Raw genomic sequence first — 13,640 nt, 5'->3', positions numbered from 1 at the left:
GGGGCTTCGTCGCCCGACGCCGTGGCGTGTCGGGTGGCATGACAGCGGTCGCGCGCTTCAACGTGCGGCCGCCGCTTCGATAGGGCATGCTGCCCGCCGTACCGCCGATCGTCATCGGCGCTTTCTTTCGCTGTTCAGCGCATCTGCTCGTCGCGTTCCCATCCAGCAGCACCGCGAAAGAGTGGCTTTCGCCGCACCCGTATCCACATCCGCAAACCGATCGTGCCGCACGTCGGCGCAAACTGTGCCGCACCTCTTCCGCTTTTTCATCTCGCCCGATCCGTCATGTCAGCCACGTTCCAGATGCCGCGTCTGCATATCTGCAATTGACGATCTAATTAATCAATGTATTGGAATTAATGACGGCGGCAAAATGTCGCGGTAAAACGTTTGTATGCTTTTCGCAATCGTTTGCGCGATAAATCCGTATCGAATGAATGGCGTCGTTCATTTCCTGTCAGTTGAAAATGAATCGATATCCACGTTGTAATCGGACAACGATGGCGGCGTTGGACAATGTTTTGTCCTTTGAGCGACGTTCCTTCGTAAGTCAATGCCGACAAGGGGGGGCGGGGTGGTTGCGATTATCGGCAAGAAATTCCCTTAATCTTCAATTGGTTCCAGAAAATAAAAAAGGACTGCGGATAAAAATTCCGCGATTGAAAATTAAAAGGAAGGAATGAGGTTTTAGAGGGCTGAATCGAACATTGTCAGAACCATTTGACAATGATTTACAGAAATCTTTCACGGTTATCTCGATAATGCCGCCTCGTGTCGGACGGGAGCCACCATGCGCTGCCGTTTGTGTCCGCCACGTCGTCCATTCCAATCGCACTCCTTACGGGAAACGTCATGAAAAAATCCATCCTGTCCGCCGTCGCACTCGCGGCCCTGTCCACCTCGGCCTTCGCAGCGGGCACCGGCACGATCAACTTCACGGGCGAGATCGTCGCGGGCGCATGCGGCATCGACTCGAACTCGGTCAACCAGACCGTGCAGCTCGGCAAGGTGCCGACCAACAAGTTCAAGCAAGCCGGCGACAAGTCGGACCCGGTGTCGTTCGACATCAAGCTGACCGACTGCGACACCAGCATCGCGCAGAACGCGTACTTCACGTTCACGGGCACGTCGAGCGCCGGCCAGCCGAAGCTGCTCGCCACGATCGGTTCGGCCACCAACGTCGGCATCCGCCTGCAAGCCGCGTCGGGCGAATACCTCGACAACGGCGCCGAGCAGAAGGCCCCGACGCTGCTGCAGAACGGCACGAACACCGCGCGCTTCGCCGCGATGTACGAAGCGACGGCAGCCGGCGTGACGCCGGGTACCGCCGACGGCGTCGCGAACTTCACGGTCCGCTACCAGTAAGCGTCCGTACCGGAGGAGGGATGCGTGCATCCCTTCCTCCTGCCTCTTTCCTCCCGTTTTCCTTCTCCCTGGACTCCCGGTAGCGCCGCGTGCGAATCAGACATTCCTTCCTTTGCGTCTCCGTGCTGGTCGTCGGCAGCCAGAGCCAGGCGACGGAATTCAATTCGTCGTTCCTCGACATCGACGGAACGAGCAACGTCGATCTGTCGCAGTTCTCGCAGCCGGACTTCACGTTGCCCGGCGAGTACATGCTCGACGTGCAGGTCAACGACCTGTTCTACGGGCTGCAAGCGATCGAATTCATCGCGCTCGATGCATCGGGCGCGGGCAAGCCGTGCCTGCGGCCGGAGCTCGTCGCGCAGTTCGGGCTGAAGCCGTCGCTCGCGAAGGACCTGCCGCGCTTCCAGGGCGGGCGGTGCGTCGATCTCGGCGCGATCGAGGGCGCGACCGTGCGTTACCTGAAAAGCGACGGGCGGCTCAAGATCACGATTCCGCAGGCCGCGCTCGAGTTCACCGATTCGACCTACCTGCCGCCGTCGCGCTGGTCCGAAGGCATTCCGGGCGCGATGCTCGACTATCGCGTGATCGCGAACACGAACCGCAACTTCGGGGCGGGCGGCGGGCAGACGAATTCGATCCAGGCCTACGGGACGATCGGCGCGAACTGGGATGCGTGGCGCTTTCGCGGCGACTACCAGGCGCAATCGAACGTGGGCAATACGGCGTACGCGGATCGCACGTTCCGCTTCAGCCGGCTTTATGCGTTTCGCGCGCTGCCGTCGATCCAGTCGACGGTGACGTTCGGCGACGACTACCTGACCTCCGACATCTTCGACACGTTCGCGCTGACGGGCGCGTCGATCCGCAGCGATGACCGCATGCTGCCGCCGTCGCTGCGCGGCTATGCGCCGCTGATCTCGGGCGTCGCGCGCACCAACGCGACCGTGACCGTGTCGCAGGCCGGCCGCGTGCTGTACGTGACGCGCGTGTCGCCGGGCGCGTTCGCGCTGCAGAACATCAACACGAGCGTGCAGGGCACGCTCGACGTGGCGGTCGAGGAAGAAGACGGCAGCGTGCAGCGCTTCCAGGTGACGACGGCCGCCGTGCCGTTCCTCGCGCGTACCGGCCAGTTGCGCTACAAGGCGGCGGTCGGCAAGCCGCGCCTGTTCGGTGGCGGCGGCATCACGCCGTTCTTCGGCTTCGGCGAAATCGCGTACGGCCTGCCGTTCGACATCACCGCCTATGGCGGCTTCATCGCCGCGTCGGGCTACACGTCGGTCGCGCTCGGCGTCGGCCGCGATTTCGGCGCGTTCGGCGCGGTGTCGGCCGACGTCACGCACGCGCGGGCGAAGCTGTGGTGGAGCGGCGCGACACGCAACGGCAACTCGTACCGCATCAACTATTCGAAGCACTTCGACGGGCTCGACGCCGACGTGCGCTTCTTCGGCTACCGCTTCTCCGAGCGCGAGTACACCAACTTCGCGCAATTCTCCGGCGACCCGACGTCATACGGCCTCGCCAACAGCAAGCAGCGCTATTCGGCGACGATGTCGAAGCGCTTCGGCGACACGTCGACCTATTTCTCGTACGACCAGACGACCTACTGGGCGCGTTCGTCCGAGCAGCGGGTCGGCCTGACACTCACGCGTGCGTTCTCGATCGGCACGCTGCGCAACCTGAACGTGAGCGTGTCGGCATTCCGAACGCAGAGCGCGGGCGCGAGCGGCAACCAGTTCTCGGTCACCGCGACGCTGCCGATCGGCGGCCGTCACACCGTCACGTCGAACCTGACGACGGGCAGCGGCAGCACCAGCGCGAACGCAGGTTACATCTACGACGATTCGGCCGGCCGCACCTACCAGGTCAACGCGGGCGCGACCGACGGCCGCGCGTCGGCGAACGCGAGCTTCCGCCAGCGCACGTCGGCGTACCAGCTCAACGCGCAGGCGTCGACGCTCGCCAATGCGTATGCGGCCGCGTCGCTCGAAGTCGACGGCTCGTTCGTCGCGACGCAGTACGGCGTGTCCGCGCACGCGAACGGCAATGCGGGCGATACGCGGCTGCTGGTGTCGACCGACGGCGTGCCCGACGTGCCGCTGTCCGGCACGCTCACGCATACCGATTCGCGCGGCTACGCGGTGCTCGACGGCATCTCGCCGTACAACGTGTACGACGCGACCGTCAACGTCGAGAAGCTGCCGCTCGAAGTGCAGGTGACGAACCCGATCCAGCGCATGGTGCTGACCGACGGCGCGATCGGTTTCGTGAAGTTCTCCGCCGCGCGCGGCAGCAACCTGTACCTGACGCTGACCGACGCGGCCGGCAAGCCGCTGCCGTTCGGCGCGTCGGTGCAGGACGCGGCGAACGGCAAGGAACTCGGCATCGTCGGCGAGGGCGGTGCGGCGTTCCTGACCCAGGTTCAGCCGAAATCCACGCTGGCGGTGCGGGCGGGCGAACGGACGCTCTGCACGGTCGACGCACTGCCGAACCAGCTTCAACTCGAAGGCACGCCGATCCCGGTGACGTGCCAGCCGCCCGGCGAGTCGCATGCAGCGGCCGCGCGGGGCGAACGATGATTTCACGGACCCAGCGATGAAGCATTCCTTTTGCCTTTCCTTCCCGCGGCGCGCGCTGTGCGCGTTCGCGACCGTCGGCGCGCTGCTTGCCGGCGCCGCCCATGCGGCGATCGTGCCCGATCGCACGCGCGTGATCTTCAACGAAGGCGAACAGGCCGCGATCGTGACGATCACCAACAAGAGCACGACGTATCCGTATCTCGTGCAGTCGTGGCTCGAAGATGCGAACGGCAACAAGATCACGTCGCCGCTGATGGTCGTGCCGCCGCTGCAGCGGGTCGAGGCGAACGAGCGCAACGTGCTGCGGATCGCGAAGCTGCCCGGTACGCAACTGCCAGCCGATCGCGAAACGGTGTTCTACCTGAACATCCGCGAAGTGCCGCCGAAGACCGACACGCCGAACACGCTGCAGATCGCGCTGCACACGCAGATGAAGCTGTTCTACCGGCCGAAGGCCGTGCAGCCCGCGCGCGACGAGGACTGGACGCTGCCGATGACGCTGCGGGTGGATGCGGCCGCGCACAAGCTGGTGTTCGACAATCCGACGCCTTATCACGTGACGGTGGTCGACGTGACGTCGGGCGCGCAGAAGACGCCGGTGCCGATCGAGCCGGTCATGGTGAGCCCGATGAGCACGGCCGACGTGCCGTTCAAGGCCGCGACGCCGTCGACGCTGTTCGTCACGCACATCGACGACTACGGCGGCCAGGTGGCGGTCGAGTATGCGTGCGAGGCCGGTGCGTGCAAGAGCGTGAAGAAATGAGCGGGGCCGCGAGACAACGCAACGTACCGCTCCCGGCGTGGTTGCGCTGGGTCGTCCTGGCGGTGCTGCTCGCGGCGGTTCAGCCCGCATGGGCGCTGCGCTGCCTGACCAATAGCGGCGCGACCTCGTTGACCGAACCGATCGGCGGCGTGGCGTCGTATCCGACCGATGCGCCGGACGGCTACGTGATCTGGGTGTCGCCGGTACGCACGACGTCGGGGTATTGCTACAAGGATCTGGGTGACGCCGGCAGCCTGAAGGTCGTCGACAACATTTACTTCTACGCGAATCCGAATCGCACGGACCCTGCCGCATGGGGGCTCGAGATCGGCATCCGCTACAAGGGCGTCGATTATTTCGACAAGACCAGCAATCGCGGCGGCGGGGTGTTTACCGGGTATTCGGTGCCGCCGTGCAGCAGGTACGACTTCGACCGCGGGCGTTGCCAGCGGACGAGCATCAGCATCGACTATCAGGTCGTCGTGCGCAAAAGAGGCAACTGGGTCCAGCCGCCGAGCGATATCTATACGGTGTTCCAGTTCGACGGCGAGTTCGGGCTGAATGCGTTCGGCACGAGCTTCCAGTACCGCCTGAGCGGCCTGCGCAACCTCAAGCCGACGCCATGCTTCGTCGACGTGCTCGTGACGCCCGAACCGGGCATCGTCAATTTCGGGCAGGTGCAGGCGGTCGGCAACGGCTTCCTGCCGGCGGTGCCGCGCAAGCGTTTTTCGCTGTCGCTGACCAAGAAGTGCAACGTCGCGGTGCGGGTGGACGGGTACTTCGAAACGAGCTACCCGGTTCAGAACGGCTTGCTGGTTCCCGCGAAGGACAGCAATTTCGGTATCGGCATCGAGGACAGCCAGGGCAAGGCGATTCCGTTCAACGAACAGTTCAACCTCGCGCAGTTCCCGTCCAACGTCATGAACCAGAGCGTATTGATGGACGCGGTGCTGAAGTCGTTCGGGCCGCCGAAGATCGGCCGGTTCGACGCGACGGCGACGATCCGGTTGTTCATCTATTGATATCGAGGGCGATGCCCGGGCCACATCCATCCGCGTGGCCCGCCATGCGGGGAACGGATGGCGCGGCGTGTTCGCGAAAGCAGGATTGGCTTCGACTGGCACCGGCCTGACGCTCGCGACGCCGTGCGTGTGAATCCCGATACGGCGGCACCCGCGCAATTCGAGCCGCCAAAACGAAAAAAGCGCCGGCGTGCCGGCGCTTTCCCGCGTCTGCCGCGCGATGCTCAACGCACCCAGTGGCACACCCGGTGATGGTGATGCTCGAAGTGACACACGCGGTGCGGATGCGCTTCGGCGATGGCCGGCACGAGCACGGCAGCGGCCACGGCGGCGGCGGTGAGGGTTTTCAGTAGCGTCTTCATGTCGAGGTCCTGTCGTCGAGTGATGGATGATGTGAGCGCAGCGGGGCATCACCACTGCGGCCGGGGTTCGTCGCGGCGGTCGTCACGGTAGTCGTTCCGATGATCCTCGCGGCGATCGTCACGCGGGCCGGCATGCCGGGCTTCCCAGTCGCGGCGCTCCCAGTAGCGATTTCCGTCCCAGTAACGATCGCCATGCCAGCCGATCGTGACTTCGGCCGGGCCAGGGTAGGCGACGCAGCCGGTGAGCATCACGCTCGACAGCGCGCCCGCCATGACGGCGGATAACACGATGGATTTCATGTTGTTCTCCCTTGGAAACGGCAAGTCGATCGTACGAGCCCCCCAAATTTCACGTGGTAAGAAGTTGCTACCGCCGATGACACGTGCAAGCCCGTCGTCAGAAACGCGAAAGCATGCGTCGGCGAAGTGCAAGCCGTCTGCGCCGCGCAGACGCGTACGCGTCCGCCCCGGCAACGATTCCGGCAATTGTTCAGACAAATCCCGACAACCGAAAGGGGCATCCTGTAATCGGATTGAGAATGATTTGCGTTTACGTTAAATTGCGCTATCTCGGAATTTGACGGAGCAGATCGATGGCCATGGCGGAAGTGCTCGACCGACCGGCGGCGGCAGCGGCAAACCCGTTTCTCGGCAGTTATCCGGACCTGCCGCCGCGCGCCGCGCCGCGTGCGCGCCGGGCGTCCCAGCCCGCTGCGCAGGGCGCGCTGCTCGACGTGCTGATCTCGCATCGCGCGATGCTGGTCAACGTCGCGCGCGGCTTCGTCGGCTGCGCGAGCCGTGCGGAAGACGTCGTGCACGACGTATTCGTGAAGCTCGTCGAATTCCCGAACCAGGACGCGGTGCGCCAGCCGGTCGCGTACGTGACGCGGATGGTGCGCAATGCGTCGATCGACGCGTGCCGCCGGCAAAGCCTCGAAAACGTCTATCACACGGAAGAGGACGACGGCTTCGACGTGCCGTCGCCCGAGCCGACGCCGGAAGCCGCGCTGATGACGCGCGATACGCTGCGGCGCGTGTGGGCCGCGCTCGACGACCTGCCGGCGCGCAGCCGGGCGGCGTTCGAGATGGTGCGGCTGCGCGAGGAAACGCTGCAGACCGCGGCGCGCGCGCTGAACGTCTCGCAGACGCTCGTGCATTTCATGGTGCGCGACGCGGAGCGCCACTGCGCGGAATGCCTCGATGCTTGCCATCGCGGCGTCGCGTGCCCGGTGTTCCTGGGCGGCCGTGCGCGGCGGCGGTAAAAAAACGCGCCGGCCAACCGTCTATCAGACAGGAGCGGCCGAATTCGCCGCTTCGCCTCCTTCAACCGCCCAGCGATTTCCGATCATGACGCAAGCCCCGACGCCTTCCGCCGACACCGACGATCTCGTCTATACGGTCATCATCAACGACGAAGAACAGTATTCGATCTGGCCGACGTTCCGGCCCGTGCCGGCCGGTTGGCGCGAGGTCGGCGTGAGCGGCCCGAAGGCCGACTGTCTCGCGCACATCGAGACCGTCTGGACCGACATGCGCCCCGCGAGCCTGCGCCGCGCGATGGACGGCGAGCGCGCGACGCGCGCGTCGTGACCCGTTGCGCCGCGTGTGCGGCGCACCACCTGAAGAGGACGTTGCATGACCCTGCTTTCGTTGCCGACGCTCGACGACCTGCGTATCGAGCCGGGGCTGCCCACCGTCGTGTCGCCGCGCGGCAGCGACGGGATGTCGATCGACGACGTCGCGCCGCTGGCGCGCGAGATCGCGGCCGACACGCTCGAACGGGCGGGCGGCGTGCTGTTCACGGGCTTTCACGTGCCGTCGATCGACGCGTTCCAGCAATTCGCGGCCTCGTTCGGCGATCCGCTGATCGGCTATGAATACGCGTCGACGCCGCGCAGCCAGGTCGAAGGCGCGGTCTACACGTCGACCGAATACCCGCCGCACCGCGCGATTCCGCTGCACAACGAGCAGTCGTACACGCGCGAATGGCCGCTGCGGATCTGGTTCCACTGCGCGCTGGCCGCGCCGAAGGGCGGGGCGACGCCGATCGCGGACAGCCGTGCCGTGTATCGCGCGCTCGATCCGGCGCTCGTCGCGCGCTTCGAGAAGCGCGAGCTGCTGTACGTGCGCAATTTCGGGCAGGGGCTCGATCTGCCGTGGCAGCAGTCGTTCGGCACCGACGAGCCGGCCGAGGTCGAGCGGATGTGCGCGGCGCGCGGCATCGAATGCGCGTGGCGCACCGACGACGACGGCGAGTTGCTGCTGCGCACGCGCGAACGCTGCCAGGCCGTCGCGCGTCATCCGCGCACCGGCGAGCGCGTGTGGTTCAACCAGGCGAACCTGTTTCACCTGTCGGCGCTCGACGACGACATGCAGGAAGCGCTCGTCGACGCGGTCGGGCTCGAGAACGTGCCGCGCAACGTGTATTACGGCGATGGCGAGCCGCTGGAGGCCGATGCGCTCGCGCAGATCCGCGGCGTGCTCGACCAGCAGCGCATCGTGTTCCCGTGGCGCACCGGCGACGTGCTGATGCTCGACAACATGCTGACCGCGCATGCCCGCGACCCGTTCGAGGGGCCGCGCAAGGTCGTCGTCGCGATGGCGCAGAGTTACACGGTCCCGCGCGACCGAACGGAGGATTGATGACGCGTAGTACCGCCGCGCTTGCCGCGCGCGGGCTGTCGGTGGGATATCGCGACCATGTCGTGATCGACGGGCTGGACCTGTCGATCGCGGCCGGCCGCGTAACCGCGCTGTGCGGACCGAACGGCTGCGGCAAGAGCACGCTGCTGCGCACGCTCGCGGGCCTGCAGCCCGCGCGTGCCGGCCACGTCGAAGTGAACGGCCAGCCGCTCGCGTCGTTTCGCCGTCGCGCGCTCGCGCGCGAGCTGACGATGCTCGCGCAGTTCAACCAGATTCCGTCGGGCCTCACCGTGCGCGAGCTCGTCGCGTACGGGCGCTATGCGTACGGCGGCTTCCTGCGCGGCCTGTCGCGCGCCGATCAGGCGGCGATCGACGAGGCGCTCGACACGAGCGGTCTCGCGGGCGACGCCGAGCGCGACGTCGGTGCGCTGTCGGGCGGCGAACGCCAGCGCGCGTGGATCGCGATGGCGCTCGCGCAGCAGGCGCCGATCGTGCTGCTCGACGAACCGACGACCTATCTCGACATTCATCACCAGCTCGACATCCTCGATGCGCTGCGTGCGCTGAACCGCGCGCGCGGGCTGACGATCGTGTGGGTGCTGCACGACCTGAACCAGGCGGCCGCGTACAGCGACGAGATCGTGCTGATGCGCGCGGGCCGCCTCGTCGCGCAGGGCACGCCCGACGCGATGCTCGACCCGGCGCGGCTGCGCGCGGCATTCGGCGTCGAGATGCTGAAGCTCGCGCATCCGCAGACGGGCGCGCCGATGTGCGTGCCGGCCTACGGGCCGTCGACCGACGGCGCGCCGCAGGCGGCTGGCGTGTTCGACCGGGATCTCGCCGTATGACGACGTTCGCGATGCGCAAGCGCCTCGCGGCGGCGGGCAAGGGCGCGACGACAGGCCGGGCCGGCGCGATCGCGTTCGGCCTCGTCGCGTTGATCGCGCTGCTCGCGGCGCTGCGGATCGCTCCCGATCTGCGCGTGTGGTGGGACGCGGCGCCCGGCAGCGATGCCGCGTCGCTCGCGCACGTGTTCCTGTTCGACCTCAATCTGCCGCGCGTGGCGGCCGCGCTCGTCGCGGGCGGCTGCCTCGGCATCGCCGGCGCGCTGTTCCAGTCGCTCACGCGCAATCCGCTCGCGTCGCCCGACCTGCTCGGCGTGACGGGCGGTGCCCAGCTCGGCCTGCTCGCGGCGATGCTGGTGCCGGCGCTGGCGGGCGTCGCCACGGTGCCGCTGCTGTTCGTGTGCGGGCTCGTCGCGGCCGCGTGCGCGATCGTCGCGGCGGGCGGCTGGCGCGCGACGCCGTTGCGGCTCGTGCTCGCGGGCAGCGTATGCATGCTGCTGTTCGCCGCGCTGTCGACACTGGTGCTCGCGTTCTTCGAGCAGAACATCGCGGGCGCCGCGTTGTGGACCAACGGCAGCCTGTACCAGCCAGGCGCGACGGGCCTCGCGCTCGCCGCGCGCTGGCTCGTCGTGCCGCTGGTCGCGCTGCCGTTCGTGATCCGGCCGCTGAATCCGCTCACGCTCGGCGACGATGCGGCGGCCGCGGCCGGCGTGCGCGTCGATGCAACGCGGCTCGCGGCGACGATCGTCGCGGTCGCGTTCACGAGCGTGGCCGTCAGCATCGCGGGCCCGCTGTCGTACGTCGGCCTCGTCGCGCCGAACCTGCTGCGCCAGCTGCGTGGCGCGCGTGCGGCGCGGCTCGGCGTGCTGGTGCCGCTGTCGGCGCTCGCCGGCGGTGCGCTCGTGCTCGTCACCGACAGCGCGGTGCTCGCGTCGGGCCTCGACGCGACGTTGTCGACCGGCGTCGCGATCGCGCTGGTCGGCACGCCGCTGATGCTCGCGATGATCCGGCGCGGCGCCGCGTGGTCGGGCGTGCTGCATGCGGATGCCGAACGCGCGGCGGGCGGCGGCTCGACGCGGCTCGTTGGCTGGCTCGAACGGCTCGGCTGGCCACTGCGCACCGTGCTGTTCGTCGTGGCGGGCGGGCTGGTGGTTTTCGTCGGCGTGTCCGCCGGCCCCGAGTGGCTGTCGCCCGCGCGCTGGTCGGCCGCGCTGTCCGGTCACGATCCGCTCGCGCGCATGCTGATCGACCTGCGCATGCCGCGCCTGCTGTGCGCGTTGCTCGCCGGCGCGTTGCTGGCCGTCAGCGGCGTCGCGATGCAGAGCGTCGTGCGCAATCCGCTCGCGGGCCCCGAAGTGCTCGGCGTCACGCAGGGTGCGGGGCTCGTCACGCTGTTCGCGTTGTCGACGTGGCCGCTGATGGGTCATGTGACGCTTGCGGCGGCGGCGCTGATCGGCGGCGGGCTGTCGCTCGCGATCACGCTCGCGCTGAATCACCGGCATCGCTACGCGCCGCTCGCGGTCGCGCTGACCGGCATCGTGATCGGCGCGTTGTGGACCACGCTCGCGCAATGGCTGATCACGCAGGAAAGCGTGCAGCCCGCGCGCTTCGTTGTGTGGCTCGTCGGCGGCACGTATGGCCGCAGCTGGGGCGAGGTGTCGATGCTGCTGCCGTGGTGCGTGCTCGCGGTGCCGGTGTTCGCGTGGCTCGCGAAACCGCTCGACATGCTCGCGCTCGGCGACGACCAGGCGGCCGCGCTCGGCCTGCCGGTGGCCGCGCTGCGGCCACTCGCGCTGACGATCGCGACGCTCGCCGCGTGCACGGCCGTCGCGGCGGTCGGGCCGGTCGGCTTCATCGGGCTGATGGCGCCGCACGTCGCGACGATGCTCGGCGCGCGCCGGCATCGCACGCGGCTGTGGCTCGCGGCGGCGTGCGGCGCGCTGATCCTCGGGTTTGCGGATCTCGCGGCGCGCACCGTCGTCGCGCCGCGCGAAGTGCCGGCCGGCGTGCTGACCGCGCTGATCGGCGCGCCGTACCTGCTCGGTCTGCTGATTCTCGAGGGGCGCCGCGCCCGGCGCGCGGGGCGATGACGCCGGCGCTCGACGGCGCGCGCGCCACGCGCTTTTCGGCGTTCGCGCCGGAACCGTTCGCCGAGCACCTCGACGTCGTCTGGCTCGGCATGCCCGACGATGCGCACGCGCCGGGCCGAGTCGTCGTACCCGTCAGCGCGTTGCCCGCACATCGTGACGCCGTGCTCGGCGCGATGGTCGACCATTACGGCGGCGATCCGGCACAGCATGCGCGCGCGCTGATGTCGCAATGGAGCAAATATTATTTCGGCCGCGCGGCGCCGGCCGGGGTCGTCGCCGCGCTGACGCTCGGCCGGCCGCTCGACATGACGCCCGAGCGCACGTTCGTCGCGCTCGACGACGGGATGCCGGCCGCGCTGTATTTCGCGAGCGACGCGCTCGGCGCGCCGTGCGACGATCCTGAGCCGCGCTATGCGGGGCTCATCGCGCATCTCGGCGCGGTGATCGACCTGCTCGCGGCGATGGGCCGCGTCACGCCGCGCGTGCTGTGGAGCAACGCGGGCAACCTGCTCGACTATCTGCTCGATACGTATCGTTCGCTGCCGTGCGCGGCCGATCCCGTCCGCGATGCGGACTGGCTGTTCGGTTCGACCTGCGTGCGCGGCGAATCGAATCCGCTGCGCCAGCCCGTGCGCGATGCCGTGCCGCGCTCGCCGCTGCTGCCGACGCCGTTTCGCGCGCGCCGCGTGTGCTGCCTGCGCTACGAAATTCCTGGAGAAACGCAACTGTGTGGAAGCTGCCCCCTGCTACTGACGATGGACGACGAGGCGCTGGCCGAGCAGGACGCGATCCGGTGACGCACGCCGGCCGCCGGCACGTGCTTGGTGCACTCGCGGCAGCGCTTGGCGCCGCGTGCTGCGGCGCGTTTTCCGCATCGGCTGCCGGTTCCGTGGCCGCGGCCGGGGATGCCCGCGGTGCACAGGGCACCGTGTCGCTGGCCGGCAACCCTGTCGTGTCGCAGGCCAGCGCGAAGATGCCCGTGCGGCCGCAGCGCGTGGTCGCGCTCGACTTCATGTTCGCGGAAAGCGTGATCGCGCTCGACCTCGTGCCGGTCGGGATGGCCGATACGGCGTTCTACCCGGGCTGGCTCGGCTACCGGAGCGAGCAGCTCGCGCACGTGACTGACATCGGCTCGCGGCAGGAGCCGGGGCTCGAGGCGATCGCGGCGGTCAAGCCGGATCTCATCATCGGCGTCGGTTTCCGGCATGCGCCGATCTTCGACGCGCTCGACCGGATCGCGCCGACGATCCTGTTTCAGTTCAGCCCGAACGTGTCGGAAGACGGCGTGCCGGTCACGCAGCTCGACTGGATGCGGCAGATTTTCCGGACGATCGGCGCGGTGACGGGGCGCGACGCGCGCGCGCAGGCGGTCGAAGCACAACTCGACGCCGGCATCGCCCGCAATGCGGCGAGGCTCGCGGCCGCGGGCCGCCACGGCGAGCGCATCGCGCTGCTGCAGGATCTCGGCTTGCCCGATCGTTACTGGGCCTATACGGGCAACAGCACGTCGGCGGGCCTCGCGCGGGCGCTCGGGCTCGAGCCGTGGCCGAAGAAGCCGACGCGGGAAGGCACGCTGTACGTGACGTCGGCCGATCTGCTGCGGCAGCGCGACCTCGCCGTGCTGTTCGTGACCGCGTCGGGGATGGACGTGCCGTTGTCGGCGAAACTCGATTCGCCGGTGTGGCGCTTCGTGCCCGCGCTGAAGGAACACCGGATCGCGCTGATCGAGCGCAACATCTGGGGGTTCGGCGGGCCGATGTCGGCGCTGAAGCTGGCCGACGTGATGACCGACACGATGTTGAAGCTGCCGGCCGTGCGTTGAGCGCGGCGTGCTTCGAGCAGCAGGCGATGCCGCGTTGACGGGCAGGGCGTCGTGATCGGCCCGACGACGCGTGGCTTCCGCCTTTCCTTTTCGCCACACGTCAGCCACATTCCCCGCTGAAACGACAATCGCCGGCACACTGCCCATGCAGC

Annotated in this window: 14 protein-coding genes; 12 read left to right on the top strand and 2 right to left on the bottom strand. The window is 68.0% G+C overall.

Annotated features, from left to right (window positions below; translation table 11 throughout):
* Positions 1-86: 86 nt before the first annotated feature.
* The 5 genes from BLS50_RS00165 to BLS50_RS00145 all read left to right on the top strand — a co-directional run bounded on the left by BLS50_RS00165 (position 87) and on the right by BLS50_RS00145 (position 5,726).
* Positions 87-338, top strand: a complete 252-nt coding sequence (locus BLS50_RS00165) for a hypothetical protein (protein WP_249191830.1) — start codon at positions 87-89, stop codon at positions 336-338.
* 514 nt (positions 339-852) lie between these two features.
* Complete coding sequence (locus BLS50_RS00160; protein WP_011545365.1) at positions 853-1,365, top strand: fimbrial protein; 513 nt, start codon at positions 853-855, stop codon at positions 1,363-1,365.
* Between the two features lie 89 nt (positions 1,366-1,454).
* Complete coding sequence (locus BLS50_RS00155; RefSeq protein WP_459543568.1) at positions 1,455-3,941, top strand: fimbria/pilus outer membrane usher protein; 2,487 nt, start codon at positions 1,455-1,457, stop codon at positions 3,939-3,941.
* 16 nt (positions 3,942-3,957) lie between these two features.
* On the top strand, positions 3,958-4,704 hold the full coding sequence (locus BLS50_RS00150; RefSeq protein ID WP_074802731.1) for a fimbrial biogenesis chaperone: 747 nt from the start codon (positions 3,958-3,960) through the stop codon (positions 4,702-4,704).
* Positions 4,701-5,726: a fimbrial protein gene (locus BLS50_RS00145; RefSeq protein WP_074799893.1), complete on the top strand. Its 1,026-nt coding sequence runs from the start codon at positions 4,701-4,703 to the stop codon at positions 5,724-5,726. Before BLS50_RS00150 ends, BLS50_RS00145 begins: the two co-directional genes overlap by 4 nt.
* 224 nt (positions 5,727-5,950) lie before the next feature.
* Here the strand turns inward: BLS50_RS00145 and BLS50_RS35805 are convergent, their stop codons facing one another.
* On the bottom strand, positions 5,951-6,088 hold the full coding sequence (locus BLS50_RS35805; RefSeq protein ID WP_011545368.1) for an HHHH-motif protein: 138 nt from the start codon (positions 6,086-6,088) through the stop codon (positions 5,951-5,953).
* A gap of 48 nt (positions 6,089-6,136) precedes the next feature.
* Positions 6,137-6,388: a hypothetical protein gene (locus tag BLS50_RS00140; RefSeq protein ID WP_074799890.1), complete on the bottom strand. Its 252-nt coding sequence runs from the start codon at positions 6,386-6,388 to the stop codon at positions 6,137-6,139.
* Between the two features lie 293 nt (positions 6,389-6,681).
* Between BLS50_RS00140 and BLS50_RS00135 the strand changes: the two genes are divergently transcribed.
* The 7 genes from BLS50_RS00135 to BLS50_RS00105 all read left to right on the top strand — a co-directional run bounded on the left by BLS50_RS00135 (position 6,682) and on the right by BLS50_RS00105 (position 13,488).
* The gene (locus BLS50_RS00135; RefSeq protein ID WP_006476053.1) at positions 6,682-7,350 is read left to right on the top strand and encodes an RNA polymerase factor sigma-70; all 669 of its coding nucleotides are present in this window, start codon (positions 6,682-6,684) and stop codon (positions 7,348-7,350) included.
* Positions 7,351-7,435: 85 nt separating this feature from the next.
* Complete coding sequence (locus tag BLS50_RS00130; RefSeq protein ID WP_074799887.1) at positions 7,436-7,678, top strand: MbtH family protein; 243 nt, start codon at positions 7,436-7,438, stop codon at positions 7,676-7,678.
* A 45-nt stretch (positions 7,679-7,723) separates the two neighbouring features.
* On the top strand, positions 7,724-8,731 hold the full coding sequence (locus BLS50_RS00125; protein ID WP_054927803.1) for a TauD/TfdA family dioxygenase: 1,008 nt from the start codon (positions 7,724-7,726) through the stop codon (positions 8,729-8,731).
* A complete protein-coding gene (locus BLS50_RS00120) occupies positions 8,731-9,579 on the top strand; it encodes an ABC transporter ATP-binding protein (protein WP_027807407.1) in 849 nt (282 codons plus the stop codon). Before BLS50_RS00125 ends, BLS50_RS00120 begins: the two co-directional genes overlap by 1 nt.
* Positions 9,576-11,666: a Fe(3+)-hydroxamate ABC transporter permease FhuB gene (gene fhuB / locus BLS50_RS00115; protein ID WP_074799884.1), complete on the top strand. Its 2,091-nt coding sequence runs from the start codon at positions 9,576-9,578 to the stop codon at positions 11,664-11,666. The genes BLS50_RS00120 and fhuB overlap by 4 nt, the downstream gene beginning before the upstream one ends.
* Complete coding sequence (fhuF, locus tag BLS50_RS00110; RefSeq protein WP_074799882.1) at positions 11,663-12,463, top strand: siderophore-iron reductase FhuF; 801 nt, start codon at positions 11,663-11,665, stop codon at positions 12,461-12,463. The genes fhuB and fhuF overlap by 4 nt, the downstream gene beginning before the upstream one ends.
* Complete coding sequence (locus tag BLS50_RS00105) at positions 12,460-13,488, top strand: ABC transporter substrate-binding protein (RefSeq protein WP_074799879.1); 1,029 nt, start codon at positions 12,460-12,462, stop codon at positions 13,486-13,488. The genes fhuF and BLS50_RS00105 overlap by 4 nt, the downstream gene beginning before the upstream one ends.
* Positions 13,489-13,640 lie beyond the last annotated feature (152 nt).

Origin of the sequence: Burkholderia orbicola, from assembly GCF_900100915.1 — a bacterium.
GTDB classification, from domain to species: Bacteria; Pseudomonadota; Gammaproteobacteria; order Burkholderiales; family Burkholderiaceae; genus Burkholderia; species Burkholderia orbicola.
The sequence above is the reverse complement of the archived record's forward strand: the minus strand, read 5'-3'. Positions and strand labels throughout refer to the sequence as shown.